Origin of the sequence: Flavobacterium sp. MFBS3-15 (assembly GCF_026107645.2) — a bacterium.
Lineage (GTDB): Bacteria > Bacteroidota > Bacteroidia > Flavobacteriales > Flavobacteriaceae > Flavobacterium.
In genome coordinates, this window is the sequence record NZ_JAPCHV010000010.1 from 102815 (window position 1) to 129225 (window position 26411).

Here is a 26411-nt window from a genome sequence, read left to right on the forward strand (position 1 = left end):
CATCTAAAAGCACTACCTTTTTAAAATAATAATCCTGTATTTTAAGCGAGTTCGCGGGTCAGCCAGCCTCTTTTATTTGCGGTGGCAATGGCATATGGCGTGATCCAGAACAGTGCGAAAGTGTATAGTATGCTGTATGAGTAAGCCCAGACAGACTCGGCGATGCTGTGCCTTTTGGCGTAAAAGAATACCGGAAAGCTCGAGAACACCAATATGCTGAATACTGTTGAGCTAAGGAATAATATAGGATGTACGGCGATAAAGAAAAGCATGAACAGCAGGAACGGATAAGTCATGATAAGCCTCATTGACTGGTTTAGGAACAAAAGCCTTGCACCTGTTTTAGATCCGTCCCTGAAGTTTTTGAAAATGAATTTTCCCATCATGATGTTTTCGCGCACATTGCTTCGGTCCCAGCGGATGAACATTTTGTACAGTCCGCTGTATTTCTCCGGTACGTTAGTCAATACGTGTGCATTTCTTTGGAACAATACATGGAACCCCTGTTTCAGTATCATGTTGGTCATGGCACGGTCTTCACCGATGTCCGACGGCTGCCCCATGAATGTCTGGTTGATCCACTCCTCCAGGCAAGCGAATACGGCATCCCTTCGATAAGCAGATAGTGCGCCCGGTGTACACATTACTGTGCCCAGCATGCTTTCGGCAGAACGCACAAACTCAAAGCTCAGGGCAAAACTTACATTGAGCATTTTTGGCAATATGGCATTGCCGCTGTTCAGTACTTTCACATTTCCGGCTACCGCCCCGCAATTTTCGTTGGTTACAAACGGGCTTACAAGGTTGCGCAATGTATCGGGTTTCACTACGGAGTCGCTGTCTACCGTTACGAATACTTCTCCGTTCCCAAGGTTGAAGCCACGGTACAGTGCATGTCGCTTGCCTTTATTTTGTGGCTGTTGGAAAATGGATACCCTGTCGCCCAGCTCTGATTTCGCCTTTTGCATCCATTCCCATGTGTTGTCCTTGCTGCCGTCATCTATGGCAAGCAGCTGTATTTTTTCTTCAGGGTATTTGCTGGCGGCAAGGCTCATGAGCGTATCATACACCAGCCTTCCTTCGTTATATGCCGGAACTATTACAGTAACAGTTGGCAGCAATTCGTCGGAAACCGAAGGGATTGATTTATAACGGAAGTAAAGGATTACGTTATAGATAAAAAATCCCAGCTTGAACAGCAAAAGGGCCGATGCAGCAATCAGGAAGGGGAAGCCCCAGGAAGAATTAATCCTGTCGGCATTGAACTGCGAGAAGTCGGCCTCAAACTCATAAATCAGGTATGCCGACAGGGCCATCAATATAAAGGTACTGATAAGCACTACACTTCCCAATGCGCTTCTATCCCTTACAGGTTTATGGTCCGGCATGGTTTGATTTGCTTTGGGCTGTATGTTTTTTTTCGGGATGTTTACATTACCGGTTAAAACAAAATTAGTAATGGGGCCAGTAGCCGGGCCTGCATGGTTTTTGAGCGAATATGGTTGGTTGGTGGTAATTATTCCGCTTTTCATAGTGCAACATTTATGGTTATTGCTGAGAGTGAGGCAACACATGTGCCATAATGCTATGGTATTGTAATATAGAGTTTTAAGTTTTTTGCTGAAATTCAGTATGTGTGGATTTTTCTACATAAAAAGATGAAATTCCACATAATTATGATTTTGTTAAGAATATTGGGAAACTATTTGCCTCCATGTTCTAAAGTATAAAAACTTTTACCCCTTAAATAACCTGTGCCTTAACTAAAAGAGTATATTTGTTAAGAATGCGCATGCCCTAAATAACGTGAAGCTGCAAAAAATAACCAGGTAAGTAATTTAGAAAAGGTCTAGTAATAATGGGAGATAAAACAATACAAATCTTGAAAGACAAAAAAGAGCTCATTCTTGAGCGTTGGATAAATAAACAGAAGGCGGAAGACAATTATTTTAATGCAGATGAACAGCAGCAGGATTCTGAGGAATTGCTTGATGCTTTCCTGTCTGCGCTGGACGACCATAACATCGACGACAGGAACGCGCGCGAGTTTGATAAAGTATACGAAATACTTATGGGTATTTCGGTTTCCAGGGCAAAAAGGGGATTTTCGCCACGTGAAACAGGGGTTTACCTTTTCTCGCTTAAGGAATCGCTTTTAGAAACCCTTGCGGAGGGAATAGGTGATCCTGAAAAGCTTTACACCGACAGTCTTAAAGTGAGCAAAATAATAGACAACATGACCATACTCACGTTTGAAGGGTATATTAAGGGACGTGAGGATGTAATTGCGAGGCAAACGGATGAAATAACCGAAATTTCTACACCTGTAATCCGTGTATGGGACGGTGTTGTGGCACTGCCCATCATTGGTACACTTGACAGCTCAAGGACACAGGTAATTATGGAGAACCTTTTGGTGCAGATTGTAGAAACGGGCAGCACGATCGCTATTCTGGACATTTCGGGTGTTCCTGCAATGGATACCCTGGTTGCGCAGCATCTTATAAAAACAGTAAGCGCGACCAGGCTTCTTGGTGCCGAATGCATCATCAGTGGCATAAGGCCGGAAATCGCCCAAATAGTAGTGCATTTAGGTATAGACTTATCCAACATTATCACAAAATCTACACTGGCTAATGCCCTGCAAACGGCATTTAACATGCTGCAGTTAGAGGTAAACAAGAAAAAGGGCATAACCCCGAATAATTAATATTATGGAAAGAATCCCGATTTTAAAGATGGGCGATTTCCTGCTTGTTACCATACAAGTGGACTTATATGACCAACTTGCCGAAAATCTTGAGACCGACCTTGTGAATTCTGTAAAAAAGCACAATTCAAAAGGAGTCCTTATCGATATATCTTCTGTTTCCATCATAGACTCTTTCATGGGCCGGATTTTGGGTAATATAGGTGTCATGACTAAAATAATGGGTGCAGAGTCTGTTATTGTAGGTATGCAGCCTGCTGTTGCCATAACGCTGGTTGAACTTGGCCTGACCCTCACAGGAGTTTCTACCGCGCTCAATGTTGAGAAGGGCATGGACCTGTTACGTTCCAGAATTTTTATAAATGAAGGAAATGAAAACAGCCATGAGTACAACACGGATTAAAGAAGAATTTACCATAAGCCGCGAGCAGGATGTTGTTCCTTTTCGTAATAAGGTGAAAGATGCTGCAGTAAAGATAGGGATGGGCATGCTGAACCAAACCAAGCTCATTACTGCCGCAAGCGAACTCGTGAGGAACCTCTTGAAATACGGAGGCGGCGGGACAGTCTGCATAGAGCAGGTGAACAATGGGAGGGAAGATGGCATCAGGCTGATATTTTCTGATAAAGGGCCCGGTATACCCGATGTAGCTCTTGCCCTCAAAGATGGTTACAGTACCGGTAAAAGCCTGGGGCTGGGTCTGCCCGGCAGCAAAAGGCTTGTGAATGAGTTTGATATACGTTCAACTGTTGGCGTTGGGACAACGGTTACAATAATAAAATGGAAGAATGGATGATGCCGTATTTGTTAATTATAAAATAGACGACAGAAGCTATGTTTCCTACATAAAAAGGGAAATTCATAACCTGGTAACCGGTATCGGGTTTAGTCCTAAGAAAGTTGGCGAAGTAGATATCGTTATTTCTGAACTGACTTCAAACCTTATCAAATTTGCCGATGAAGGTGAATTGCTCTACAGGTTAGGAAATGATGACGGAGGCGATTTTCTTGAGGTTTTCTGCCTTGATAACGGTAAAGGAATAAAAGACCTTTCGAAAATGCTGCTCGACGGCATGTCTTCCTCAGATACCCTTGGACAGGGGCTTGGGGCGATAAAAAGGCTTAGCCATTCGTCATCCATATATACACTTCCGGGCTGGGGCACTGTAATGCACAGCAGGATATATATTGATGACACTGTGGAACGAAGGCAAACTACAGTTGAAACAGGTGTGGTGCAGGTGTGCTGCCCCGGTGAAACGGTTTGCGGTGACGGTTTCAGTACAAAAAAGATAGGAAACGGCATGCAGTTCCTGATGGGCGATGGGCTGGGGCATGGCATAAATGCCCATGAGGCCGCTCTGGCAGCAATAAAAGCTTTTAAAAGCTGTCGCGAGGTAAGCCCTACCGCAGTAATACGGCATATCCATGAAAACGTAAAGAAAACCAGAGGCCTTGTAGCCACTGTTGCGTATTTGGATTATACGGCAAAAAAATGGCACATGTGCGGTGTTGGCAATATCTCGACCGTATTGTTTACCGGATTGTATGGCAAGACACACACACCTTATAATGGGATTGTGGGTATGAATATCCCCAGGACACTCACTGATACAGTGCTGGATCTGGAAAAGTATCAAACACTGATAATGCATTCTGACGGCCTGAGGTCAAGATGGAATCTGGCTAACCTCCCCGGTATATTAAAGCATGACCCGAATGTGATTGCAGCTGCACTTTATAAAGACAATGCACGATTTAATGACGATATGTCTGTGCTTGCCGCCAAAATCAATATATGATGAAAGAAATTATACGTTTAAGCCTCGATAACGATATGGACCTTATCCTGGCCCACAAACGCGCTATGAAGCTTGCCGACCTTTGCGGACTGATGATGTCGGCACAAACCAGGTTTGCTACGGCTGTTTCTGAAATCGCAAGATGCTCTATATCTTCAGGAGAAAACTCAAGGCTAGTATTGGGGATAGTTTCGCTAAGCGGCGGTAAAAAAGAAATATCGGCCGTGATTTATGATAAAGTGAACCTTAGCGAATGCAACCCTGAGGCATTTGCTTATGCGTCCAGATTGGCCAGGAATATAGAAACGAGGCATAATAATGGCGTATATGAGGTAACGCTAAACCTTAGGATACCATATTCCGGTGTAATTTCGTCCAGCCGTATCGAATATTTCATTGAATATTTTTCAAGGGAAGCACCGTTATCGCCATACGACGAGCTTCGTAAGAAGAACATGCAGCTGATAGAACTTACAGAGAAATTAAGTGACAGCGAAAGCAGTTACAGGCAGCTCACAGACGCACTGCCGCTTATAGTTTTCTCAGTCTCAAAAAACGGGGCCGTAACGCTCGCAAATAAAAACGTGAAGGAAATGTTGGGTTCGTCCTTCAATGATTTTTCAATTACGACCCTTCAGCGATGGTTTAAAAGCGAAGATGTTGGAGGGATTTCTGAATGTTGGGAAACCGCACGCCGAAAGAATATCGCATGCTCTTTCCAGTCAAGGGTGAAAATAGGTGAGGAATATCTTTGGCATCTTGTATCTATAGTTCCCAATAAGGATGAGCAGGGTAATATTTCTGATTGGATTGTGACCATGGTAAACATCCATGCGCAAAAACTTGTGGAAGAAACCCTGAAAGACAATAAGGAATTACGTGATGCTCAGGAAAGCCTGAAGGCATCCAATGAGGAACTTTCGCAAAAGAATAAGGAGCTGGAGCAATTTGCATACATTGCAAGCCACGATCTTCAGGAGCCTCTGCGCAAGATTATGAATTTTACATCGCTTGCACAACGCAACCTTACCGAAGCGGAAAAGGAAAAGCTGTATTTTCATAAGATCAACAATTCGGCCGAGAGAATGTCAAGGCTTATAAAAGACGTGCTTAATTATTCGCGTGTTTCGGGTGCCGAAACCGCGTTTGAAGAAGTCGATCTTAATTATATACTGAGCGATGTAGTAAGCGATTTTGAATTCCAGGTGCAGGAAAAGAATGCCGAAATCATTGTTGACAAATTACCGGCGGTAAATGGTGTTTCAGTACAGCTGAACCAGTTATTCTACAACCTGATAGGAAACTCCCTGAAATTTGTAACCGAAAACCCGGTTGTTACTATAGCTTACGAATCCATATCGGGGGATAAAACCGCTAAAGGCAGGGGTTTGCACAGGATAACCGTATCCGATAATGGCATTGGCATCGAATCAAGGCATATTTCAAAGCTGTTCACTATATTCAGGAGGCTGCATGCCCAAAACGAATATGAAGGGACAGGAATCGGCCTTGCCTTATGCAAAAAAATTGTAGAGAATCATGGCGGCAGCATTGAGATTCAGAGTACGCCAAATGTGGGTACAAGCATTATAATTTACCTTCCCGTATAGTGTAGTTTTTTAATTTTAACATGTTAAAAATCAGTCTTTCTGATACTTTGGGCACAGACCTTGCGTTATGTATTGCCTATTGATGATGAAAAGGACTGAATGAAGAAGAAACTCGCACTATGGCTTTCCGTAACGGGGATGCTGTGCCTGAATGCCCAGGAAAGGATTATCATTGGCAGCGACACGCTTGTCAACCGCACTAAAATTTCAGGAAAAACATCTGTTTATAAAAAGCTTCTGGTGCCAACCGTCCTTGTCGGATATGGCGCTATGGGATTGTGCAGCGATGAATTGAGGAATATCAACTCAAACGTCCGTGTGAGCGTAAACGGAGAAAGAGGCCAGCGTACAAGTATTGATGACTATACAAGGTATGCCCCCGCGGCCACCGTATATGCCCTCAACCTGATGGGGGTAGAGGGGAAGCACAATTTCCGTGACCGTACCGTAATCCTGGTAACATCGCACCTTATCATGTGCGGATCGGTTATGGGGATGAAGAAGCTGGCAGGGGTAAAGAGGCCTGACGGCAGTACCGATAACTCCTTCCCGTCCGGTCATACGGCCACTGCTTTTGCGGGTGCGGAATTCCTGTGGCAGGAGTATAAGGATGTTTCTGTATGGTATGGTGTTGCCGGCTATGTGGTGGCTACAGGAACCGGCCTGCTGCGCATATACAACGACCGCCACTGGCTTACCGATGTGGCTGCCGGGGCGGGGATAGGCATATTGAGCACAAAGCTGGCCTACTGGATACACCCCTGGATGCAGAAACAGCTTTTTGGGGCAGGAGAGGACAAGAAATACAGCGCACTTGCCATGCCTTTTTATAATGGGGAACAGGTGGGGCTGACTATTGCGGTGCGGTTTTGACGAATCCTTTTTCCTTCCGCAATGTTAGGTTTGCATAAAAGCAAAAATCCCTCCGGAAGAGGGATTTTGTAAAGTACTTTTTGCTTCTAGGTTATTGACTGTTATAGTTACGGCCTCCTGCCCACTGCGAGCCTGTAAAGGATACCTATGATTGCCAACACCAATAAAATGTGGATAAGGCTACCTACTGATTCTTGAAAGCCAAAGTATCCAACAAGCCATCCTATGATAAGGATTACAACGATCAACCAAATTAAATCTCTCATGACGGTAATATTTTAAATAGTTAGTAGGATAAAATTACTGCATTCATTACAGTATAGTTAATTAATTAAGAATCTTTTGGCTGCTAAAGTTTTCTTAACAGACTGGTGTTTGTAGGAGCGGCGGTAAATAAATGCGCAAAATCATTTTGCCTGTGGTATAATTGCCTACTTTTGCCCTGTATTAGAATATTGTGCATGCAAACTCCCTTAAAAATAGCCATAGTAGGCTCGGGCCTTGTGGGTTCGCTACTGGCAATCTACCTTAAAAAGGCAGGCCACACCGTTCATGTTTATGACCGTAGCCCGGATATCAGGAATGTGAATTTTACCGGGCGTTCCATTAATCTTGCCATGTCCAATCGTGGCTGGCGCGCGCTCGATGATATGGGCCTTGGTGACGCAATAAGGGAAATTGCCATCCCGATGGACAAGCGGGCCATACATACGGTCGGGCAGCCGCTCAACTACCTGTACTACGGCAAAGAAGGCGAGAGCATCTATTCCTTATCGCGCGGTGTACTCAATCGCAAGATGGTGACCCTGGCTGAAGAGGCGGGGGCGGAGTTCTTTTTCAATACGCGGGTTTGGGACGTAACCATGGCTACTGCAACACTGCACACTGGTGAAACGGAACAGGGCGCATGGGACGAAAGGAACTATGACATCGTATTTGGTGCCGACGGGGCTTTCTCAAGGGTGCGCCACAGGATGCAGCGCCAAAACATGTTCAATTATTCGCAGGAATTCCTTAATACCGGATATAAGGAACTGCACATCCCTGCCAATGCCGACGGGACGCATAAGCTCGACAAGAATTCCTTCCATATATGGCCGAGGGGCGAGTTTATGCTCATTGCCATGCCCAACCTCGATGGAACCTTTACCTGTACCCTGTTCATGCCGTTTACCGGAGAGAACTCTTTTGAGGCTTTAAAAGACAGGGAAACTCTTGAGGCATTCTTTTTAAAATATTTCCCTTCTACTACCGATGTAATGCCCGACCTGGTGGAAGATTTCTTTAAAAACCCAACCAGCACGCTGGTAACCATGAAGTGCTACCCGTGGACCTTTGAAGACAAGGTTGCACTGATAGGTGATGCCTGCCACGCCATTGTGCCGTTCTATGGGCATGGGATGAATGCCGGTTTCGAGGATATTACGATACTCAATCAGTTGATGCAGCAGTTTGGCGACGACTGGAAGACCATATTTAAAGAATATGAGGAAAGCCGCAAGCCCAATGCCGATGCCATTGCCGAACTCTCTTACCGTAACTTCATGGAAATGAGTTCTGATACAGCAGACCCTTCTTTCATTCTCCGGAAAAAGATCGAAAAACGCTTCTCTGAAAAATACCCCGACAGGTGGCTGCCGCTATACAGCCGTGTAACCTTCAGCCACCGCCCATATGCCGAAGCCCTTGCCCTGGGCGACCGCCAAAAGGCCATTATGGACGAAGTAATGCTCATTGACGGCCTGTCCGGTAAGTGGGATTCGCCGGAAGTGGATAATAAAATATTGGAGCTGCTTCAAAAGTAGTTTTCAGTCGCAGTCACGGTTTTCAGTTTTCCAGTGGCTGAAATCAATGTGGCTGCGACTGAAAACTGGGACTGTTTACTTCTTAAAAATAAAATAAACCGCCAGTATTAAAAACAAGAACCCCACAGCGTGGTTCCACCGGAAGGTTTCTCCCTTAAAGAAGAGGAGCATGAAAACGGTGAATACTACTAAGGTGATTACCTCTTGTATCACCTTCAGTTGAAGTAAAGTAAAGGGGCCACCGTTTTCCTTGTAGCCTATTTTGTTGGCCGGTACCTGGAAAAAGTATTCGAACAGCGCCAATCCCCAGCTGATCAATATTACGGCAATCAGGCCAAGGTTTTCGAACCACTTCAACTCCTTGAATTTCAGGTGGCCGTACCATGCCAGTGTCATGAATATATTGGATAGTACGAGCAGGCCGATGGTAAAAAATCCTTTCATATTTTATACATTTAGTTCCGGCTAAAACGGTTTAGGATGACTAATTGTACTATTTTTACGATAAAATAGTATCAGTATGTACATTTTAGAGGTGAAATTACTTATTAAAACCAATACGGCAAATTAAAAATACAATGCCTGCACAATAAATACCCGTTAATTATGTTATTAGTAGGTAATTCGCGTAATTAAATTAAAAAATTAACAAATAATAGATTTAAAGGGTTTAAATTGGATATTGTATAACAAATAATTTCAAATAACGGTTTCGTTTATATTGTCGTAAGAATAAATTACTGTTAAGAATTGAGAAAAAAAATCAATTTGTTTTTTTTTATGATGTAATGATATAAATTTGCCAGTCTTATACAGCTAAATTTTAACAACAAAAGACTATTATTAAAAAATCAGAAAACTAAATTTTTAAAAGAAATGGCAAACGCATCTATTCAGAAGGTTGAAAAAAATGGAGGTTCGAAAGGATCTAATGTATTCGCAGCATTAACTATAGTACTATGTTTAATAGTTGGCGCTCTAGTGTGGAAATTTATAATGGGAGCACCTTCAAACTTCCAGGATGGAAATCCTGAAGGCGAGCCTATCGCCGGTAACTACCTTGCGATGGTTTACAAAGGGGGGTATGTAGTACCTGTACTTATGGGCCTATTGCTTATGACGGTAGTTTTCTCAATCGAGCGTCTGTTCGTTATCGGAAAAGCAGCAGGTAAAGGTAATGTTGAAGCTTTCGTAAGGAAAGTGCAGGGCCAGATTTCTGCAGGCAACATCAACGAGGCTATGGCTGAGTGTGACAAGCAGCAGGGAACTGTGGCTAACGTTGTAAAAGCGGGCCTTTTGAAATATGAAGAAGTGAAGAGGGAAGGCTTTGACAGCGAAAGGGCTGAAGCGGCTATCCAGCAGGAAATAGAAGAAGCTACATCGCTTGAGATGCCAATGCTTGAAAAGAACCTTGTAATCATCTCTACCCTTGTATCTATCGGTACCCTAATGGGTCTTCTTGGCACGGTAACAGGTATGATCAAGGCGTTCTCGGCTCTTGGTGCCGGTTCTACGCCTGACTCATCGCAGCTTGCAAACGGTATCTCTGAAGCACTTATCAACACGGCTACAGGTATCTCGACTTCAACAATCGCGATCATCGCTTACAACGCATTTACATCTAAAATCGACAAGCTTACTTACTCTATTGATGAGGCTGGTTTTGCGATTACCCAAACCTACAGGAGGTTCAGGGCACGTGCAAACAACTCTTAATCAACTATTGTAAAACATACAGTGCCCGGGATGCTGACATGTGCCAGCATCCGGGTGCTTCATTAAGCTAACAGAAAAAAAATGGGTAAAGTTAAAATATCAAAGAAAAGCACCAGGATAGACATGACCGCAATGTGCGACGTGGCATTCCTTTTGCTGTCATTCTTTATTATGACTGCTACGGCCAAACAGCCTGAGCCCAAGCCGGTAGACACACCTGAGTCTACAGTAATCGAGAAGCTCCCGGATGAGGGCGTGGCTACGATAACCGTAGGCGGCAAGCAGGTGTTCTTCCTTATGCCTAGGGAAATCAGGAGGGGTACGCTGGAGCGTATGGCTAATATACGTAACGTAAGTTTTACGGAAGAGCAGTACAAAGAGTTCGAAAACCTCGAAGGGTTTGGCGTGCCAATCAATAAGCTGGGTTCGTTCCTTTCGCTCAAGCCGGGCGACAGGGTGAAAGAAGGCGTACAGGAAGGTATTCCGTACGACTCGATCAACAATCAGCTATTTGACTGGGTGAAGCAGGCGAGGGAAGCCCAAAGGCAAATTTACAGTGATAAGTTTGACGAAGGTGCTATCGATGCCGAGGAATTTAAGGTAAAGGGTGACCTCCAGATAGCCATTAAAGGCGATGCTAATGAGGAATACCCTACCATCAAGCGAGTAATGGACATCCTGCAGGACCAAAAGAAGAACAAGTTCTTCCTGGTGACAGGTTTGCGAAATGAAGATTTTTAATCTTATAAAAAGATAATATAAAATGGCAGAATTAAATACCGGCGGCGACGGTGGCAAAGGCAAAAAAGTAAGAAGTAAGAAATCCAATCCCGGGGTAGACCTTACCGCGATGGTGGACCTTGCGTTCCTGCTTATCACGTTCTTCATGCTTACCACGACGCTTTCAAAGCCACAGGCGATGCCGCTTCCGATGCCGGATAAGGATGTAAAAGATCCGCAAAATGATAAAACCAAGATTCCTGAAGAAAGGATGATGACCATACTGATAGGCAGCGATAATAAGATATTGTGGTACATGGGCAAATTTGAAGCCCCAAGCGTGCCGCCTACCGAAGCTGCTTTTGGTAAGAACGGCATCAGGAAAGACCTGCTTAAGAATGTTGAGATAGGTAAGGAGTTTGCAAAAAGGGAAGGAAAACCTGAACAGGGGCTTGTAGTGAATATCAAGGCCAGCGACAAGTCGAGCTACAAGAACCTTGTAGATATCCTTGACGAAATGGCGATCACAAAGCCGCAGCTTTTTGCTATCGGGGACATGACGCCGGGTGAGCTTGACCTGATGAAACAAACGGGAGTGTACAAAGAGTAGTCCTGCAACCAAAAAACAATAAATTATGTCTAAAATAGGTTTATTTAAACAGGAATGGATCGACATCGTTTTTGAGGGCCGTAACAAAAAATACGGTGCTTACAAACTTAGGTCCGAAAGCCCTGTGACGACCTCGATAGCCCTGGGCATCGGTATCGTCCTGTTTGTAGGGCTTATCCTTTCGTACCACCTTCCCGGCCTTATAGGTGGGATGGGGAATAAAGAAGAAGAAAAAGAAGATATCAAGCTGGTAGAGCTTACCGAGCTTCCTGAACCGCCGGTTGAGGTGCTTCCGCCGCCGCCGCCGGTAGTGCAGCAGCAGCAGGCGCCAAAATCGATAGTGGAAGAGGTAAAGCTAAGGCCGCTTGAAGCTGCCAAGAAGGAAGAGGTGCCGGACGAAATTCCGGATACCAAAGACTTTAAGGAGGCAGACCCTAGCGACAGGAACGCAGAGGCCAGCCCGGAAGGTGATATCAATATCGACAAGCCGTCGGGCGACCTTAAGAAAGGTGTAGAGCCTGTAGAGGATACCGGGGTTTATGACTCTCAGGGCCTCCAGGTGAAGCCAAGCTACCCTGGTGGAATGGAAGCATTCTACAAATATGTGGGAGCTAACTTCAGGGTGCCTGAAATTGAGAATATGAAAACGATTAAAGTATATGTATACTTTGTTATCGAGAAAGATGGTAGCATGAGCAACGTTAAGGCGCTTAGGGATCCGGGCCACGGACTTGGAAAAGAAGCCGAGCGCGTACTGAAATCCATGAAGAAGAAATGGGAACCGGGTGTACAGAACGGTAAGAACGTAAGGGCATCTTTCAGCCTTCCGATTACTGTTAACATCAGGTCATAATACAATTCAGAGATGCTTTCACGAAATAAATCTCGAAACCAAACACAGAAATCGCCTCAACAGCGATTTCTGTTTGTTTTTGGGCTAATCTTCTTCCTGCTGTACTTCGCATTGGGGATAATGGTCATATTCTGGAAGCAGCTGCCGCTGCAGCTTACATCTACCGGCAGGCTGGCTTTCGGGTTACTGCTCATTGGCTATTCGTTCCTGCGTTTCATCAGGCTTATCCAAAAGAATAACAGAAGGGGTAATGAGGAATAATATAGTGGCCCTGGTGGCGTTAATGTTTACTGTAATGGTGCAGGCGCAGCAGGATTCGCTGGCATTGCCCGATCCCGCAACGCTTATCGATTACGACAGTAAGATATTCGACTCACAGGGACTACAGGTACGGCCGGAGTATCCCGGCGGCATTAGTGCCTTTTACAAATTTGTAGGCGAAACGATGGTTGTACCGCCTATAGAGTCGGAAACCGACCTTTCGCTAAAAATATATGTTGCTTTCATTGTTGAAAAGGATGGGACCCTGTCGGAAATCAGGGCGATTCGCGATCCCGGATACGGGTTGGGCGATGAGGCTAAAAGGGTGCTTTCGCTTTCTAAAAAATGGTCGCCGGGTATTCAGAATGACAAGGTGGTAAGGGCGTCGTTCCTGCTGCCGATAACCATTAACATCGAAGCGATGAAGGTAAAGAAACGTAAAAGGGGATAATCTATGAAAAAACTATTCGCTGTATTGTTACTGTTAGGTATTTCTGCTTTTGGGCAGGGCAACGCTGTTGCTGTTCCGGACGATACGATTTACAATTCTCAGGGCCTTCCCGTAAAGGCGCAGTATCCGGGTGGAATGGAGGCATTTTACCAATTCCTTTCTAAAAATGTTAAGATTCCGGAAGCGTTGGTTAGTTCTGGAAATACAGTTAGGGCTTATTTTTATTTCGTGATTGAGAAAGATGGCAGTATGTCGGGAATTAAGGTGCTCCGACATCCGGGTTATGATCTGGATAAAGAGCTTATACGGGTGTTGCTACTCATGGAGAAGTGGACTCCGGGGGAAATTAATGGTAAGAAAGTACGTTCAGGCTATTCCTTGCCATTCACTGTATTCAAGCCAAAAACACCGGCTTTAGCGCCAACTACACTATTGCCCGGCGACAGCAAAATATACAATTCTGAAGATACCGATGCCAAGCCCGTTTATCCCGGCGGAATTTCGGCTTTTTATAAAAAATTCAGTGACAACTACAAGTTGCCGAAAATAGAAACCAAAGGAGCCCTTAAAATTGAGCTTACCTTTACAATTGAAGAAAATGGATCCATGACCGGTTTTAAGGCAAAGAGCGAGTATGGGTATAAAGTGGAGCAGGAGGCCATTCGGGTGCTGAACCTGTATAAGGAGAACTGGAAGCCAGGCGAAAAGGACGGCAAGCCGGTTCGTACTTGTTATTCGCTACCGGTTATCATAAACATGACAGAATAAACATGAAAAATACGATACGGATATTCTTTGTCTGCGCTGCCACGGCCGTACTGATGTTTGCCTGCAAAGGCGATACCGATGGCAAGGGCGGATTTGAAGGCGAATCGCTAACCTACGGAGAAGCTACTTTTGTGGTTGATAATACCATACAGCCCATTGTTGAAGATGTGCTGGCGGTTTTCCACAGCGTATACGACCATGCTGAGATAAAGCAGGTAAACATTACCGAGAACGAGATATTGCAGGCCATTACTAAAGACTCGGCCAGGGTGCTGGTAATGCCCCGCAAGCTTACCACAGAGGAGGAGGCACACTTCCGTAACAGGAAGATAACCCCAAGGATTACCGAATTTGCAATAGATGCCATAGCGCTTATCACTAATAAGAAGGCTGCAGACACGGTAATTAACCTTGAGGACGTGTATGCGGTGATGCAGGGCAAAGCTTCGGCCAGGGGGCCAAAGCTGGTGTTTGATAACCCCAACTCAAGCACTGTAAAGGAACTGATGCGCCTGGCAGGAGTAAAAACAATTCCGTCAGAAAATATTTATTCCTTGAAAACTAATGAAGAAGTCATTAAATTTGTACACCACAACCCCGGGGCGATCGGAATTGTAGGAGTTAACTGGCTGTTGCAGCCCCCAACAGACATGGTGAAATATGTGGAGGGTGTCATGGTTTTGTCAGTGGATAATGTTAAAATTGACAAGAGTGTTAAAAAGTATTACAAACCGTCCCAGTCCAATATTGCCACGGGTTCCTATCCGCTTACGCGTAAGCTGTATGTGTTAAATTACCAGGGTAAAAAGGGCTTGGGCATGGGTTTTGCAACTTACATAAGTGCACCGGAAGGCCAGCGCATCATATTGAAGTCGGGCCTGCTGCCGATAACCATCCCTACGAGGGAAGTAGAGGTGCAGTAAATAAATTAGAAACTACTAAATATTAATAGGAGAAACAAAAATGACCAAGATGAAAAATTTCAAGTTCTTAGGTTTATCGTTGCTCGTTTTTGGTGTTGCTTCCGCACAGGATGTCAGCGAGGCCAAAAAAGCAATCGATGCCGAACAGTACCAAAAAGCAAAGAAAATTCTAAACACGCTTATTGCAAGTTCGCCTGATGAAGGTAAAAATTATTTCCTTCTGGGGGACATTTACCTAAAGCAAAAGGAGCAGGACTCTGCCGCGATTTATTTCAACAGGGGGAAAGCCGTTAAGAATGACCCTGAATATAATACCATCGGTCTTGGCCATATTGACCTTGATGACAATAACGCAGCCGCCGCACAGGCAAAATTTGATGCGGTTGAAAAAGAATTGAGGAGAAAAGATGTTGACCAGCTGATTTATATCGGGCGTGCTTATATCGGATCAGACAACCCTGATTACAAGAAAGCCATCTCTTACCTGAAAAAGGCAATTGAGAAGGATTCTAAAAACGCGCAGGCATACCTTAGCCTTGGCGATGCCTACTATCGTGACCGCAACCAAAATGAAGCTTATGCTTCGTACAGGACTGCATTATCACTTGATAACACGCTGCTAAGGGCCAAGCTGCAGATAGGTACCATTACCAAGAATACCAGGGCAGCGTTCCCGGAAGCGATAAAGGCCTTTGACGAGGTTATAAAAGCTAACCCGAACTACGGACCGGTATACAGGGAGCTTGCTGAAACGTACTACCTGTGGGCTAATGTAGATACCGCAAAATATAAGGAGTACACGAAAAAAGCGCTTGAGTACTACGAAAAGTATATGTCGCTTACGGATTATTCCCTTAACTCAAGGATGAGGCATGCCGACTTCCTGGTGCTTACCCGCGAATGGAAAGCCCTCGAGGCTGAAGCTGCAGCCATGCAAAAAATGGATAAGGTAAACGCTAAAATCCTTCGTTACCTGGCTTACTCGGCTTATGAGAATGGCAACTATGCAGCAAGTGCGACAGCCATGCAGGAATTCCTTGCTAAAGTTGACCCTAAGAGGGTTATCGGAAGGGACTACCTTTACCTTGGCCTTGCAAATCTGGCTACAACAGTAGGCAAAGATGACAAGGATAATAATATCATAACCGACCAGGCCAAGTTTGACCAGGCGATAGTTGACCTTAAAAAAGCCATTGAGCTTGACCCGACCCTGATTACGGAATACAACGAGGTTGGTAAAAAACTTTTTGGGCAAAAGCTTTATCGTCCTGCTGCGGCAGTGTTTGAAATCGGTACCACAGTGCCGGATAACAAGAATGCATTCTATGATAACTTCTACCTCGGGTATGCGATTTACTACGGCCACCTGAATATGCCGGAGGAAGAGCAGAAAACCAACATTGAGCGTCTTAAGACTGGCTCTGCCGCCATGGATAAGGTAATTGAGCTTTCGCCAACATCGCAGGATGCGTACCTGTTCAAGGCAAGGATCAACAGGCAGATAGGAACTGATGCTTCGTATAAAACGATGGCTGAGGCATATGATGGCTACATCAGGGTAGTAAACGAGAAAGGCGCGGAGGAAACGTCTAAAGACAATGTGAAGAAGTACCTTGTGGAAGCTTACTCTAACGCTGCGGGCATTTATGCACTGAGTGACAAGGCTAAGGCTACCGATTACTATACCAAGGCGCTTGCCATCGACCCGGCTGATGACTATGTGAAAGCCGAATTGTCTAAGCTTAAGAAATAATTTACTGCTGAATTATATACAGGACCGTCCCGATGCTTTCGGGACGGTTTTTATTTGCCTGATTATACGTATCTTTGCACCCTATTTTTGAAACAATGCTGAAGAAGGAAATACAGACTGAGGTTGAGAAAGGCCTTATGCTTCCGCTGATGGAGGAATTTTACACCATACAGGGTGAAGGCTACCATACCGGTACGGCGGCCTACTTTATCCGTGTGGGCGGCTGTGATGTGGGCTGCCACTGGTGCGACGTTAAGGAAAGCTGGAATGCCGACCTGCACCCACCAACCAATATCGACGCTATTGTAGCCAATGCAAAGCAATACTGCAAGACCATAGTGATTACCGGGGGTGAACCGCTTACATGGGACATGGGTCCGCTTACTTCAAAACTGAAAGCCGAAGGCATGAGGACACACATTGAGACCTCGGGTGCATACCCGCTCTCCGGTACGTGGGACTGGATTTGCCTTTCACCTAAGAAAACCAAACTGCCTACAGAGACTGTTTATTCCCACGCGCACGAGCTTAAGGTGATCATACACAACAGGCACGATTTTGTTTTTGCCGAAGAACAGGCTGCCAAAGTGAACCCCAATGCTATATTATTCCTCCAGCCCGAGTGGAGCAAGAAAGAGGAAATGACCCCGCTTATCGTAGACTATGTGATGAACAATCCCAAGTGGCGGGTGTCGTTGCAAACGCATAAATACCTGAACATACCTTAAGCGATTAGCTTTGAGAAACATAAACCGGACGATGTTCCGGTTTTTTTATTTTTAGGCCCGGCTTAGGAAAAAAAATCCCAGCTTTAATTTAGCAATGTCGTGAAATGCTGAAAAAATAACGTGAACGGTAATGCGGTCTATGGTTTGTCTATATTTTGATTTGATACTTTTTGCTGTAAAATGGTTTAATTACAATACTTAATAGTAATCAAAAACCACCAACATTTATGAAAAAAGTTGTTTTAATTTCAACGTTATTCGTTGTAGGATTTGTATCTTGTACAAAAGATACGGAAGATTTACAATTGCAGGAATCGGCTGGGGGGAATGCCATGCGTACTTCCGCGCAGGATTTGCAGTTTTATTATGATCAAATGCTCGCATCGCCTCTTTATGCCGACTACGAAACATCGTTAAGCATTTTTGTAACTAAAAATGGGTGAAGATGCCGAAGAGGAAAACTTCGATGATGAAACGGCGATGCTTGACTGGATTGACAATAATTTATCTAAAACCGACTTTGCAACTTATAACGATGCGGTAACTGCCTGGGAAGCTGTAAAGGATGAATTTGAACTTGTTCTAGCTGACAATAAAGATTTTTTTGAAACTGAATGGGATAAAGATGAGTGGGATGAGTTAATTATTCCCATTCCGGATTTTGTGGCTAGCAACAATGAATGTATATTTGAATGTAGGAATGAAGCAAATGATGGCTTTATGCAAGCTGCTCAAGCCTATAGGGTGGCTTTGCGTCAGGCAAATGCTTTTGCTGTAGCTAATCCTGTTGCAGGGGCCAGCGCGACGGCTGTTGCTAATTTGCAATTTATTTAGACAAGCAATGGGTGAACCGAAGATTTGGATGGTGTCTGTGTCTCTGTGATCCAGAACTCTGTCCAAGATCATAGTGCTATAATTACTTACGAGTATATGTTATGAGAATTGGAATGATAAAGAATGTTTCCTTAACGATTCTTATTTCTTTGACTATTGTAAATAGTATAAGGGCTCAGGAAAACCTCGTTAATATTGAAGCAAAAGACTTAGTCGATTTGACTATTGATACAAGTTCTGTACATGCAATGAGGGAAGTAATTTCAAGTGACCTACTTTCAATAGAGAGAAAGGGTTTTAAAAGAGCGTACGACTCAATAGCTAAAGTATTTGAGGACAGGCTTGAATATTATTATAAAGAGCAGTATACAAAAGAAGAATTGAAACAGTTTTTAGTCTTCTGCAAAACTAAAACGGGAAAAAGGTTTGCTGCTGATATGGGGCGATTATATCAAGGTAACCTTACCGAAGACAAACCCCTATACCAAAGGCTGTCGGAATTAAAGAAAAAGTTTAGGGATTGGCAGCCGGCAAATGAAAAGGTAATTGTTCAAAACCGTGCCGGTGCAGACTCTTTACTTCGTTTACTGCAAACTCAGAAATATCTTAATATTATCAAAGCAAATAAAGTAATGCAGATTGAACCTCGTTTCGAGATGGATTACGTTAAAGCTTTTGATAGGATGTCCGACGGATATTTAGCTGATTTGAAGCAATATTTCCGGGATAACTATACTGATGTGGAGTTCGTTGAAATATTTCAGTTTTATGCGACACCAGTTGGAAAGAAAGTTATAGTTAGTACAGGACCGCTTATAGCGGCTACAATTAAAGCTGATCATGAGTTTGTTGATAACGTTTTCAGGATACATAAAGATATTAATTTCGGGAAATTCCAGCGGGAATATTTCCGTGAAAATAAAGAATGATGATAACCCGTGCACCGTCCCGGGTTTTGTTTTTATAGTGTCAGCCTTGCCAGGTAATCATAATGTTCGCCCTCCATTACAAGTTCACAGTTGAATCCGTTAGAGTGTGCGGCATTCTGTAAGGTGTTGTAGTCAATGTACAGCCAGTCAAAGGTGTCTTCCACCTCACCTTTATATTTTACGGTAAAGGTCACCTCGCCATAGTAGTCGGCATCCGAAGGGATCCACTTGCCGCCGTCCTCATCTTCATCGAACATATAGATGATGTCGGACGAATCGATAAGGATCTGCCCGCCTTCGTTCAGCAGCGATTTTAGTTTTTCAAGGTAGGTGGTGATGTTCTTCAGTTTCCCGAATATCCCGGTGCCGTTCATCAGGAGGATTATGGTGTCGAACTTCTCATTTTCCAGTTCGAGTACGTTTACGCACACGGCATTTTTTACCCCGCGCAGTTGGCAGGCCGCAATGGCATTCGCCGAAATATCGATTGCCATCACCTCAAGCCCCTTTTGCAGGAAAAGGGCGTGGCTCCCGGCGCCGCAACCCACATCCAGTACACGCCCTTTGGCCATCATCAGGGCTTTCTGCTCTATTTTGGGCATATCCTTATATTCCCTGAACAGGTAGGCTATGCTCATTTCATCCTCTTCGGATATGGAAGTTTCGGTAATGAGGTCTTCCGGTGCATTGCCGGTCTGGTAGTCTAATATGGCTTTCCCGAAAAGGTCTTTCATTTTTTCATACTTTTGCCACAGAACGATAATGACTGCGGAATGGAGGATTTTTTAAAGCAGCTTCCTAAGCTTGCCAAAGATAAGCATAACGAGAATAAAAAGTTTTTCGATAAGCTTAAAAAGAAAACACCCAAAAACCTGGATTATGTAATGCAGGAGCTGCACGACAGGGAGTTTAAGAAAGACTACTGCCTTGACTGTGCCAATTGCTGCAAGACCACCGGGCCGCTTTTTACCCTGGCCGATATCGAGCGCATCGCAAAGCACCTTCGCCTGAAGCCCCAGCAGTTCATAGACAAGTACCTGCGCATCGATGAGGACAACGACTACGTACTGCAAAGCGTGCCGTGTACTTTCCTCGACAGCGAGAACTACTGCCTTATATACGACGTTCGTCCCAAAGCCTGCCGCGAGTTCCCCCACACCGACAGGAAAAAATTCCAGCAGATCGCCAGCCTCACCATGAAGAATGTGGCGATATGCCCCGCGGCATATAACATTGTAGAGGAAATGAAAAAGAAGATAACCGTATGAAAATCTACCGTTCCAAAATCGACCTTTGGCTCTTCCTCCTTATTTTTGGAATCTTGGGTGGCATCCTTATTGAGAGTATACTAGTGCGGGAGTGGCTCGTATTGGCAATAATCCTGCCTGTAATAATTTTCATCGCATTGCTCATGTACTCACTCCGGTACATCATCGATGGCGATGTACTCGAAATACGCACCGGCATTTTGGGCAAAACCAAAATTCCCATTTCAGGCATAAAGTCGGTAGAGAAGACCCGTAATCCCCTGAGTGCTCCTGCCATGTCCCTTAAACGACTGGAGATTATGTATGGCAAATATGACTTTGCGCTCATTTCACCCACAGACCGCGATGCCTTCATCAACGACCTGCTCGAAATAAATCCCGGAATACAGGTTAAATTTTAATTGCGTCGTAAAATTAAATTGCTTTTTTTAATAGTTTTACTGCCCATAAGGGTTCTTGATGTGCCCGCTGTTAACTGCTAATACTATGAAACTTTTACGCAACATACTTATCATCGCAGTCTTTTCCATGGGACTTTCGGCACTTTTCTATTATAAAAATAATGACGTGGTAAAAACCGCTTCGTGGGCCGACGAGATTGGGGAGATCGCCACGGTAGGAGTGTTTATCTTTATCTTCACATTCGTATTGTACCTTATTGCGCGTACGGTAATGAAAGGTGCAAAAGCCGTAACAAAGAAAAAGCCTTCCGATCCGGAAGGCCCTAAAGTTTAAGCGGCAAGCTCTTCGGTGGCGTGCTGTTTCAGTTCGCCCACAAAGCTCTCGATGCTGTGGATCTTGTCTTCCACATATTCCAGTAATCCTTCAATCTTATCCCTAAGGCTCTCAAAGAAGGCAATGATATCGTCAACATAGCCTTTTGCCCTTTCAATCAGGCCAAGGATCATCTCGATAAAGTCGTTTATTTTTTCTGTAATATTCATGGCGGTATGTTTTAAGATTAATACAACTGAAAATTACGAAACGCTATCGGTATGCGGAAACACTTTGTAAAAACATTATGATTTTGACTGTGGTTTTGGAACGCGGATTGGGCGGATTATGCAAATTTCTCTCAGCCTAAAGAATTTCCTATTCCTGAAAATATACGATCATTAGCAAGGTGAAAATACCTTAGCGAATTGTTTGCAAAATCCGTCAAATCCGCGTCATCCGCGTTCCTTTTTCCTATCTGTAAATCAAATACTTCTTCCTTACCTTCTTAAACTCGGTAAGCCCCTCCTTCCAGGTGTCGCGAATCTCCGACTCGGTCATGCCGCTTTCAATTTGCCTGCGCAGCGTTTCCGTTCCGGCGAGCTTGGTAAAGAACGAGGTAAAGAAAACCGATTTGTCCTTGGTCTCTTCGTAGGCTTTCAGCAGCCATTTCAGTTCCAGTCTTTTCACTTTGGGTACGTTGCTCAGGTCTTCGCCATAGCAAAGTTTCCCTTTTTGTGGCGGTTCCTTGGCGCCCTCGTTAGGCATGGGCGTAAAGCTGAACCCGGTATCAGGGAGGTCGGGCGAGCCGTATATCTGGAATTGCTTGTCGGTGCCGCGGCCCAGGCTCACATTGGTGCCTTCAAAAAAGCACAGGCTGGCATACAGGTTGATAGCCTTGTCGTTCGGCAGGTTGGGTGAGGGTTTTACCGGCAGGTGGTAAAACATATTCCTGCGGTAATTGAGGCAGGGGATTACGGTCAGCTCGCACTGCACGCTGTCCTTGAGCCACTTTTCGCCGTTAATCATTTTGCCGTATTCGCCAATGGTCATGCCGTGCAGCACAGGTATGGTATGCATCCCTATGAAACTTGAATTTTCCTTTTCGAGTATCGGCCCGTCGACAATGGCACCGTTTGGGTTTGGGCGGTCGAATACAACCAGCGGCAGGTTCTTTTCGGCACAGGCCTCCATAATGTAGTGCAGCGATGATATGTAGGTGTAAAAGCGCGCGCCGACGTCCTGAAGGTCGAATACCAGTATGTCAATTCCGTCCAACTGCTCCGGCTTTGGCTTTTTATTATCGCCATACAGCGAGATGATAGGCAATCCCGTTCGGGTGTCCTTCCCGTCCTTTATCAGTTCTCCCGCATCGGCCTTACCGCGAAAGCCATGTTCCGGGGCATATATCTTTTGCAGGTTCACTTTCTTCTCTAAAAGAAAATCAACGATGCTAACGGTGTCTTTCTCGTGGCTCACCCAGGATCCTCCGTCTTTCTCTACATAAACATCTTTAAGGTAGGTGATGATCCCGGTCTGGTTGGTTACCACGCCCACGCGCTTGCCCTCCAGCAGGGGGAGGTAGGCATCAAAATTATCAGCGCCGGTTACAATCTCTTTTCTGTCATTTTTTGAAGCCAGGGAAACATGTTTGCTATTCGGTTCTCCAATTGCGGGCGGGGTAGTGGTTGGGCGAATCGATTTTCCGCACGCAACCATAAATAGTATTGAGAATAAAACTGTACTTTTGAAAAACGAATTATATACCATACCCGTTTGAATTTAGAATATTTCATAGCCCGGAGGCTGGTTTCTGCAAAAAGCCATAAAAGTAGTATATCTGCGCCAATTATAAAAATCGCCATCATTGCCATTGCCATTGGTATTACCATGATGGTGGTCGCGGTGGCCACGGGACGCGGGCTTCAGGACAAGATACGCGAAAAGGTGTCGGCGTTCAACGGGCACGTAATCATTTCTGCTTTCGATGACAACCAGTCTGAGGTCAGCGTAGAGCCGCTCTCCATAAAGCAGGATTTCTACCCGAAGTTCAATGGGGTAGAGGGAATAGAGCACATACAGGCGGTGGCGTCCAAGGCAGGCATCATACGTACGGAGAAGGCATTCGACGGTATTGTCTTCAAAGGTGTGGGCAGGGAATACAAATGGGACATACTCGATGAGTACATCATCGACGGTAAAAAGCCCAACCTCAATGCTGCGCTCAATAATGAGGTCATTTTATCGGAATATTTAGCGAACCGGCTCGAGCTGAAAGTGGGCGATGAGTTCAATACCTACTTTATGAAGGAGGGGGGCAACGGCATACCCAACCTGAGGCGCTTTAAGCTGGTGGGTATCTACAACTCAGGCTTCCAGGAATTTGATGCCGTATATGTGATAGGCGACATCCGGCATGTGCAGCGTATTAATAAATGGCGTAACGGCGAGGTAGGTTCCTTCGAGGTCTTCATTGACGATTTCGACGAGATTGACCAAAAGGGAAGGGAAATCCACGATGCGGTCCCGCCAACCCTTGAGGCACGTACCATCAGGCAGAAATACTACAATATCTTCGAGTGGCTCACCCTGTTCGATGTCAATATCATGGTCATCATCATCATTATGGTGGTGGTTGCAACCATCAACATGGTGGTGGCGCTGCTGGTGCTCATACTGGAGCGCACCCAAATGGTGGGCATGCTCAAGGCGCTCGGGGCGAACAACTGGAGCGTACGCAAGATATTCCTGTACAACGCGGCCTACCTTATTGTAAAAGGTTTGCTTTGGGGCAACGGCATCAGCCTTGGCCTTATCCTTATCCAGAAGTACTTTGGCGTCATCACCCTTCCGCCCGAAAATTATTACGTAAGTGTGGCTCCGGTAACCATTGATGTGCCGGCTATACTCCTTATTAATATAGGTACGATAGTAGTGTGCGTTACGCTGCTGCTCATACCGTCCTATATCATCACCAAAATCTCACCTGTAAAGGCATTGCGCTTCGACTAAATGGGCATATGGATCTTTTCAGGGGAGAAAAGTGAAAAACCTTTCCGCATCTTTGTGTCTTAGCGCATAGCGACCTTTCCAAAACAAAAAAAGCAGCCTATAACGCTGCTTCCTTCTTTAATATTGTACGGCTTACTTGTTCGGTTTGATCAGCAGCGCATACGGATATTTTTTCCTGATGACCGCAAGGCTTTTTTCTGCTTCAAAACGTGTCTTGAAATTACCTACCCACACCTTATATGTAGGGCTTTCAAACACGATGGTGCCATCAAGGGTCTTAAATTCTTTTTTAAAGTCCGAAAGTGTTTTGCGGGCCTTGTTATTGTCTCCGTAGAAGATTTGGATCTTATACTTCTCATTTACAGTGATTGACGCATTCATCCTGCGTTTTTCGGCTAAAAGCTGCTCAAATTTGCTGTCCTGCACAACGGTTACCGTTCCTTCTTGTGAGTAGGTTTTTTCTGTAGCGATAAAAAGAGAAACCGTTCCTAAAATTAATGTCCCTGTCTTTAAAATTCTCATAATGAAGTGTCTTTAGTACAAATGTACGACATAATGCATTATTTGTACAATTTGCATTTATTTAGAATTGTTATAAATTGTGCATTAAGATTTATTTAAGGTTTGAGAATAACTCCTAAGTCGTATTTTTGTGGGAGTTTTTGAAAAAGCATAGTTATCCGTAATTATGTACTGAAAAAACTGTACCAATTTTAGTCGATAATCATTTTTAATATGAAAAAAGTGGGTAACCATACTTCGTTTTCAAGAATTTTATTGTTCTTCCTGGCGTTATCGCTCACCATCCCTTTTACATCTTTTGCGCAGGAAACTGCGGCTCCCGCGGCTCCGGCCACCGAAGCTGATGCTTCCGCGGCACCTGCTGCAGGAGCTGGCGACCCTGTAAAAGGAAAGGAGCTTTTTAATAGCCTGTGTGCTGCATGCCACAAGCTTGATGCCAAATCGACAGGCCCTGCCCTTCGTGGCGTGGCAGATAAGCATGACCGTGCATGGCTCTACAAGTGGATCCATAACAGCAGCGAGCTTATTAAGTCGGGAGACCCTGTGGCGGTAAAGCTGTTTGCAGAGAACAACAACTCGGTAATGACACCATTCCCGCAATTGAGCGAGGGTGATATCGATAATATTTTGGCATATACGTCTGAAGAGGCTGCTACGCCACCGCCACCGCCTTCAGGGCCGACTGTTGCGGCAGGAGGAGGTTCTTCAAATACTCTCATCCTTGGTGCTTTGGTGTTGGTACTTGTAGTGCTTATCGTAATGCTTGTTTTGGTGAACAGGACCCTCAGGAGGGTAGCTGCTGCCAACGGTGTTGTGGTGGTTGCCGAGCAACGCACTTCGATCTGGAAAGCGTATGTGAAAAACCAGTTCCTTGTGCTGGTTACTGCAATATTGCTGCTTTTGGCATCTTCATACTTCGTGTATGGCTACCTGATGCAGATTGGCGTTGACCAGGGCTATGAGCCGGTTCAGCCGATCCACTTCTCCCACAAAATCCACGCCGGCGATAACGACATCGATTGTAAGTACTGCCACTCTTCTGCAAGGGTAAGCAAGGCTTCTGGCATACCATCCCTAAATGTATGTATGAACTGTCACAAGAACATCAATGAGTTTGTGGGTGATAAAGACTCGACCTATGTAGACCATTCAAAAGAATTCTACACCGGTGAAATCAAGAAGCTTTATGATGCTGTAGGCTGGGATGCTGCAGCTCAAAAATATACCGGAAAACAAAAGCCTGTTAAATGGGTTAGGGTGCACAACCTTCCGGATTTCGTTTACTTCAACCACTCACAGCACGTTTCTGTGGCAGGTGTTGAGTGCCAGACATGCCACGGCCCTGTTGAGACCATGGAGGTTATGAGGCAGCATGCGCCGCTTACAATGGGCTGGTGTGTGAACTGTCACCGCGAGACCGATGTTAAGGTGGAAGGCAACGAATACTACACCAAGATCCACGATGAGCTTGCTAAGAAATATGGCAAGCAAAAGCTTACCGCGGCTGACATGGGCGGTACCGAGTGTGGAAAATGTCACTATTAATCA

32 protein-coding genes are annotated in these 26411 nt (G+C 44.8%); 25 read left to right on the top strand and 7 right to left on the bottom strand.

All coding sequences use genetic code 11. The features are described 5' to 3' along the window. Positions 1-41 precede the first annotated feature (41 nt). Positions 42-1532 (bottom strand): glycosyltransferase family 2 protein, encoded by a 1491-nt coding sequence (locus OGH69_RS10525; RefSeq protein WP_372339336.1) that lies wholly within the window; start codon positions 1530-1532, stop codon positions 42-44. A 350-nt stretch (positions 1533-1882) separates the two neighbouring features. Here OGH69_RS10525 and OGH69_RS10530 point away from each other — a divergent pair, with 350 nt between their 5' ends. The 6 genes from OGH69_RS10530 (at position 1883) to OGH69_RS10555 (ending at position 6996) form a co-directional block, all read left to right on the top strand. Next, complete coding sequence (locus tag OGH69_RS10530; RefSeq protein ID WP_265174426.1) at positions 1883-2710, top strand: STAS domain-containing protein; 828 nt, start codon at positions 1883-1885, stop codon at positions 2708-2710. Between the two features lie 4 nt (positions 2711-2714). Continuing rightward, the gene (locus OGH69_RS10535; RefSeq protein ID WP_265174427.1) at positions 2715-3113 is read left to right on the top strand and encodes an STAS domain-containing protein; all 399 of its coding nucleotides are present in this window, start codon (positions 2715-2717) and stop codon (positions 3111-3113) included. Continuing rightward, positions 3082-3507, top strand: a complete 426-nt coding sequence (locus tag OGH69_RS10540) for an anti-sigma regulatory factor (protein WP_265174428.1) — start codon at positions 3082-3084, stop codon at positions 3505-3507. Before OGH69_RS10535 ends, OGH69_RS10540 begins: the two co-directional genes overlap by 32 nt. Continuing rightward, on the top strand, positions 3500-4513 hold the full coding sequence (locus OGH69_RS10545) for a SpoIIE family protein phosphatase (RefSeq protein WP_265174429.1): 1014 nt from the start codon (positions 3500-3502) through the stop codon (positions 4511-4513). The genes OGH69_RS10540 and OGH69_RS10545 overlap by 8 nt, the downstream gene beginning before the upstream one ends. Beyond that, complete coding sequence (locus tag OGH69_RS10550) at positions 4510-6123, top strand: sensor histidine kinase (RefSeq protein ID WP_265174430.1); 1614 nt, start codon at positions 4510-4512, stop codon at positions 6121-6123. The genes OGH69_RS10545 and OGH69_RS10550 overlap by 4 nt, the downstream gene beginning before the upstream one ends. A gap of 99 nt (positions 6124-6222) precedes the next feature. Beyond that, on the top strand, positions 6223-6996 hold the full coding sequence (locus OGH69_RS10555; RefSeq protein WP_265174431.1) for a phosphatase PAP2 family protein: 774 nt from the start codon (positions 6223-6225) through the stop codon (positions 6994-6996). Between the two features lie 107 nt (positions 6997-7103). Here the strand turns inward: OGH69_RS10555 and OGH69_RS10560 are convergent, their stop codons facing one another. Beyond that, on the bottom strand, positions 7104-7262 hold the full coding sequence (locus tag OGH69_RS10560) for a lmo0937 family membrane protein (RefSeq protein WP_265174432.1): 159 nt from the start codon (positions 7260-7262) through the stop codon (positions 7104-7106). A 195-nt stretch (positions 7263-7457) separates the two neighbouring features. Between OGH69_RS10560 and OGH69_RS10565 the strand changes: the two genes are divergently transcribed. Next, on the top strand, positions 7458-8801 hold the full coding sequence (locus OGH69_RS10565; RefSeq protein ID WP_265174433.1) for an FAD-dependent oxidoreductase: 1344 nt from the start codon (positions 7458-7460) through the stop codon (positions 8799-8801). Between the two features lie 75 nt (positions 8802-8876). Here OGH69_RS10565 and OGH69_RS10570 read toward each other — a convergent pair whose 3' ends face one another. Next, the gene (locus OGH69_RS10570; RefSeq protein ID WP_265174434.1) at positions 8877-9245 is read right to left on the bottom strand and encodes a DMT family protein; all 369 of its coding nucleotides are present in this window, start codon (positions 9243-9245) and stop codon (positions 8877-8879) included. A 432-nt stretch (positions 9246-9677) separates the two neighbouring features. On the opposite strand from OGH69_RS10570, the gene OGH69_RS10575 reads away from it, so the two are divergent. From OGH69_RS10575 to OGH69_RS10635, 13 genes are all read left to right on the top strand, one after another. Further along, positions 9678-10517, top strand: a complete 840-nt coding sequence (locus tag OGH69_RS10575; RefSeq protein ID WP_265174435.1) for a MotA/TolQ/ExbB proton channel family protein — start codon at positions 9678-9680, stop codon at positions 10515-10517. Positions 10518-10598: 81 nt separating this feature from the next. Further along, on the top strand, positions 10599-11258 hold the full coding sequence (locus tag OGH69_RS10580) for an ExbD/TolR family protein (protein ID WP_265174436.1): 660 nt from the start codon (positions 10599-10601) through the stop codon (positions 11256-11258). A 22-nt stretch (positions 11259-11280) separates the two neighbouring features. After that, a complete protein-coding gene (locus tag OGH69_RS10585) occupies positions 11281-11847 on the top strand; it encodes an ExbD/TolR family protein (RefSeq protein ID WP_265174437.1) in 567 nt (188 codons plus the stop codon). A gap of 25 nt (positions 11848-11872) precedes the next feature. Further along, positions 11873-12700: an energy transducer TonB gene (locus OGH69_RS10590; RefSeq protein WP_265174438.1), complete on the top strand. Its 828-nt coding sequence runs from the start codon at positions 11873-11875 to the stop codon at positions 12698-12700. Positions 12701-12712: 12 nt separating this feature from the next. After that, entirely contained in the window at positions 12713-12961 is a 249-nt protein-coding gene (locus tag OGH69_RS10595) for a hypothetical protein (protein ID WP_265174439.1), read from the top strand. Then, the gene (locus tag OGH69_RS10600; protein WP_265174440.1) at positions 12951-13412 is read left to right on the top strand and encodes an energy transducer TonB; all 462 of its coding nucleotides are present in this window, start codon (positions 12951-12953) and stop codon (positions 13410-13412) included. Before OGH69_RS10595 ends, OGH69_RS10600 begins: the two co-directional genes overlap by 11 nt. A gap of 3 nt (positions 13413-13415) precedes the next feature. Then, entirely contained in the window at positions 13416-14180 is a 765-nt protein-coding gene (locus OGH69_RS10605) for an energy transducer TonB (protein ID WP_265174441.1), read from the top strand. Between the two features lie 2 nt (positions 14181-14182). Continuing rightward, positions 14183-15103, top strand: a complete 921-nt coding sequence (locus OGH69_RS10610; RefSeq protein WP_265174442.1) for a PstS family phosphate ABC transporter substrate-binding protein — start codon at positions 14183-14185, stop codon at positions 15101-15103. A gap of 49 nt (positions 15104-15152) precedes the next feature. Continuing rightward, on the top strand, positions 15153-16856 hold the full coding sequence (locus OGH69_RS10615; RefSeq protein WP_265174443.1) for a tetratricopeptide repeat protein: 1704 nt from the start codon (positions 15153-15155) through the stop codon (positions 16854-16856). Positions 16857-16951: 95 nt separating this feature from the next. Beyond that, entirely contained in the window at positions 16952-17584 is a 633-nt protein-coding gene (locus OGH69_RS10620; RefSeq protein ID WP_265174444.1) for a 7-carboxy-7-deazaguanine synthase QueE, read from the top strand. A 227-nt stretch (positions 17585-17811) separates the two neighbouring features. Beyond that, positions 17812-18027 (top strand): hypothetical protein, encoded by a 216-nt coding sequence (locus OGH69_RS10625; RefSeq protein WP_265174445.1) that lies wholly within the window; start codon positions 17812-17814, stop codon positions 18025-18027. Continuing rightward, positions 18020-18418 (top strand): hypothetical protein, encoded by a 399-nt coding sequence (locus tag OGH69_RS10630; RefSeq protein WP_265174446.1) that lies wholly within the window; start codon positions 18020-18022, stop codon positions 18416-18418. Before OGH69_RS10625 ends, OGH69_RS10630 begins: the two co-directional genes overlap by 8 nt. A gap of 113 nt (positions 18419-18531) precedes the next feature. Continuing rightward, entirely contained in the window at positions 18532-19347 is an 816-nt protein-coding gene (locus tag OGH69_RS10635; RefSeq protein ID WP_265174447.1) for a DUF2059 domain-containing protein, read from the top strand. Positions 19348-19379: 32 nt separating this feature from the next. Here the strand turns inward: OGH69_RS10635 and OGH69_RS10640 are convergent, their stop codons facing one another. Next, the gene (locus OGH69_RS10640; RefSeq protein ID WP_265174448.1) at positions 19380-20081 is read right to left on the bottom strand and encodes a class I SAM-dependent methyltransferase; all 702 of its coding nucleotides are present in this window, start codon (positions 20079-20081) and stop codon (positions 19380-19382) included. Between the two features lie 39 nt (positions 20082-20120). On the opposite strand from OGH69_RS10640, the gene OGH69_RS10645 reads away from it, so the two are divergent. The 3 genes from OGH69_RS10645 (at position 20121) to OGH69_RS10655 (ending at position 21350) form a co-directional block, all read left to right on the top strand. Next, entirely contained in the window at positions 20121-20615 is a 495-nt protein-coding gene (locus tag OGH69_RS10645) for a YkgJ family cysteine cluster protein (RefSeq protein ID WP_265174449.1), read from the top strand. Continuing rightward, the gene (locus OGH69_RS10650) at positions 20612-21016 is read left to right on the top strand and encodes a PH domain-containing protein (protein WP_265174450.1); all 405 of its coding nucleotides are present in this window, start codon (positions 20612-20614) and stop codon (positions 21014-21016) included. Before OGH69_RS10645 ends, OGH69_RS10650 begins: the two co-directional genes overlap by 4 nt. An 85-nt stretch (positions 21017-21101) precedes the next feature. Next, complete coding sequence (locus OGH69_RS10655; RefSeq protein ID WP_265174451.1) at positions 21102-21350, top strand: hypothetical protein; 249 nt, start codon at positions 21102-21104, stop codon at positions 21348-21350. Here OGH69_RS10655 and OGH69_RS10660 read toward each other — a convergent pair. After that, entirely contained in the window at positions 21347-21559 is a 213-nt protein-coding gene (locus OGH69_RS10660; protein WP_265174452.1) for a hypothetical protein, read from the bottom strand. The genes OGH69_RS10655 and OGH69_RS10660 overlap by 4 nt on opposite strands. Positions 21560-21803: 244 nt before the next feature. Next, positions 21804-23099, bottom strand: coding sequence for an exo-beta-N-acetylmuramidase NamZ family protein (locus OGH69_RS10665; RefSeq protein ID WP_265174453.1), 1296 nt, complete (start codon positions 23097-23099; stop codon positions 21804-21806). A 6-nt stretch (positions 23100-23105) separates the two neighbouring features. Between OGH69_RS10665 and OGH69_RS10670 the strand changes: the two genes are divergently transcribed. Further along, on the top strand, positions 23106-24341 hold the full coding sequence (locus OGH69_RS10670) for an ABC transporter permease (RefSeq protein ID WP_265174454.1): 1236 nt from the start codon (positions 23106-23108) through the stop codon (positions 24339-24341). A 132-nt stretch (positions 24342-24473) separates the two neighbouring features. Here the strand turns inward: OGH69_RS10670 and OGH69_RS10675 are convergent, their stop codons facing one another. Continuing rightward, the gene (locus tag OGH69_RS10675) at positions 24474-24863 is read right to left on the bottom strand and encodes an SPOR domain-containing protein (protein WP_265174455.1); all 390 of its coding nucleotides are present in this window, start codon (positions 24861-24863) and stop codon (positions 24474-24476) included. 213 nt (positions 24864-25076) lie between these two features. Here OGH69_RS10675 and OGH69_RS10680 point away from each other — a divergent pair, with 213 nt between their 5' ends. After that, the gene (locus tag OGH69_RS10680) at positions 25077-26408 is read left to right on the top strand and encodes a cytochrome c3 family protein (RefSeq protein ID WP_265174456.1); all 1332 of its coding nucleotides are present in this window, start codon (positions 25077-25079) and stop codon (positions 26406-26408) included. Positions 26409-26411 lie beyond the last annotated feature (3 nt).

Bases quoted from the DNA above. Each gene is read 5' to 3' on its own strand.
- OGH69_RS10605 (WP_265174441.1), top strand. From the start codon at position 13,416: ATGAAAAAACTATTCGCTGTATTGTTACTGTTAGGTATTTCTGCTTTT.
- OGH69_RS10590 (WP_265174438.1), top strand. From the start codon at position 11,873: ATGTCTAAAATAGGTTTATTTAAACAGGAATGGATCGACATCGTTTTT.
- OGH69_RS10600 (WP_265174440.1), top strand. From the start codon at position 12,951: ATGAGGAATAATATAGTGGCCCTGGTGGCGTTAATGTTTACTGTAATG.
- OGH69_RS10550 (WP_265174430.1), top strand. From the start codon at position 4,510: ATGATGAAAGAAATTATACGTTTAAGCCTCGATAACGATATGGACCTT.
- OGH69_RS10570 (WP_265174434.1), bottom strand. From the start codon at position 9,245: ATGAAAGGATTTTTTACCATCGGCCTGCTCGTACTATCCAATATATTC.
- OGH69_RS10580 (WP_265174436.1), top strand. From the start codon at position 10,599: ATGGGTAAAGTTAAAATATCAAAGAAAAGCACCAGGATAGACATGACC.
- OGH69_RS10560 (WP_265174432.1), bottom strand. From the start codon at position 7,262: ATGAGAGATTTAATTTGGTTGATCGTTGTAATCCTTATCATAGGATGG.
- OGH69_RS10620 (WP_265174444.1), top strand. From the start codon at position 16,952: ATGCTGAAGAAGGAAATACAGACTGAGGTTGAGAAAGGCCTTATGCTT.
- OGH69_RS10675 (WP_265174455.1), bottom strand. From the start codon at position 24,863: ATGAGAATTTTAAAGACAGGGACATTAATTTTAGGAACGGTTTCTCTT.
- OGH69_RS10660 (WP_265174452.1), bottom strand. From the start codon at position 21,559: ATGAATATTACAGAAAAAATAAACGACTTTATCGAGATGATCCTTGGC.
- OGH69_RS10540 (WP_265174428.1), top strand. From the start codon at position 3,082: ATGAAAACAGCCATGAGTACAACACGGATTAAAGAAGAATTTACCATA.
- OGH69_RS10595 (WP_265174439.1), top strand. From the start codon at position 12,713: ATGCTTTCACGAAATAAATCTCGAAACCAAACACAGAAATCGCCTCAA.
- OGH69_RS10640 (WP_265174448.1), bottom strand. From the start codon at position 20,081: ATGAAAGACCTTTTCGGGAAAGCCATATTAGACTACCAGACCGGCAAT.
- OGH69_RS10535 (WP_265174427.1), top strand. From the start codon at position 2,715: ATGGAAAGAATCCCGATTTTAAAGATGGGCGATTTCCTGCTTGTTACC.
- OGH69_RS10665 (WP_265174453.1), bottom strand. From the start codon at position 23,099: ATGGTATATAATTCGTTTTTCAAAAGTACAGTTTTATTCTCAATACTA.
- OGH69_RS10585 (WP_265174437.1), top strand. From the start codon at position 11,281: ATGGCAGAATTAAATACCGGCGGCGACGGTGGCAAAGGCAAAAAAGTA.
- OGH69_RS10525 (WP_372339336.1), bottom strand. From the start codon at position 1,532: ATGAAAAGCGGAATAATTACCACCAACCAACCATATTCGCTCAAAAAC.
- OGH69_RS10680 (WP_265174456.1), top strand. From the start codon at position 25,077: ATGAAAAAAGTGGGTAACCATACTTCGTTTTCAAGAATTTTATTGTTC.
- OGH69_RS10630 (WP_265174446.1), top strand. From the start codon at position 18,020: ATGGGTGAAGATGCCGAAGAGGAAAACTTCGATGATGAAACGGCGATG.
- OGH69_RS10635 (WP_265174447.1), top strand. From the start codon at position 18,532: ATGATAAAGAATGTTTCCTTAACGATTCTTATTTCTTTGACTATTGTA.
- OGH69_RS10565 (WP_265174433.1), top strand. From the start codon at position 7,458: ATGCAAACTCCCTTAAAAATAGCCATAGTAGGCTCGGGCCTTGTGGGT.
- OGH69_RS10610 (WP_265174442.1), top strand. From the start codon at position 14,183: ATGAAAAATACGATACGGATATTCTTTGTCTGCGCTGCCACGGCCGTA.
- OGH69_RS10625 (WP_265174445.1), top strand. From the start codon at position 17,812: ATGAAAAAAGTTGTTTTAATTTCAACGTTATTCGTTGTAGGATTTGTA.
- OGH69_RS10645 (WP_265174449.1), top strand. From the start codon at position 20,121: ATGGAGGATTTTTTAAAGCAGCTTCCTAAGCTTGCCAAAGATAAGCAT.
- OGH69_RS10615 (WP_265174443.1), top strand. From the start codon at position 15,153: ATGAAAAATTTCAAGTTCTTAGGTTTATCGTTGCTCGTTTTTGGTGTT.
- OGH69_RS10650 (WP_265174450.1), top strand. From the start codon at position 20,612: ATGAAAATCTACCGTTCCAAAATCGACCTTTGGCTCTTCCTCCTTATT.
- OGH69_RS10555 (WP_265174431.1), top strand. From the start codon at position 6,223: ATGAAGAAGAAACTCGCACTATGGCTTTCCGTAACGGGGATGCTGTGC.
- OGH69_RS10655 (WP_265174451.1), top strand. From the start codon at position 21,102: ATGAAACTTTTACGCAACATACTTATCATCGCAGTCTTTTCCATGGGA.
- OGH69_RS10545 (WP_265174429.1), top strand. From the start codon at position 3,500: ATGGATGATGCCGTATTTGTTAATTATAAAATAGACGACAGAAGCTAT.
- OGH69_RS10575 (WP_265174435.1), top strand. From the start codon at position 9,678: ATGGCAAACGCATCTATTCAGAAGGTTGAAAAAAATGGAGGTTCGAAA.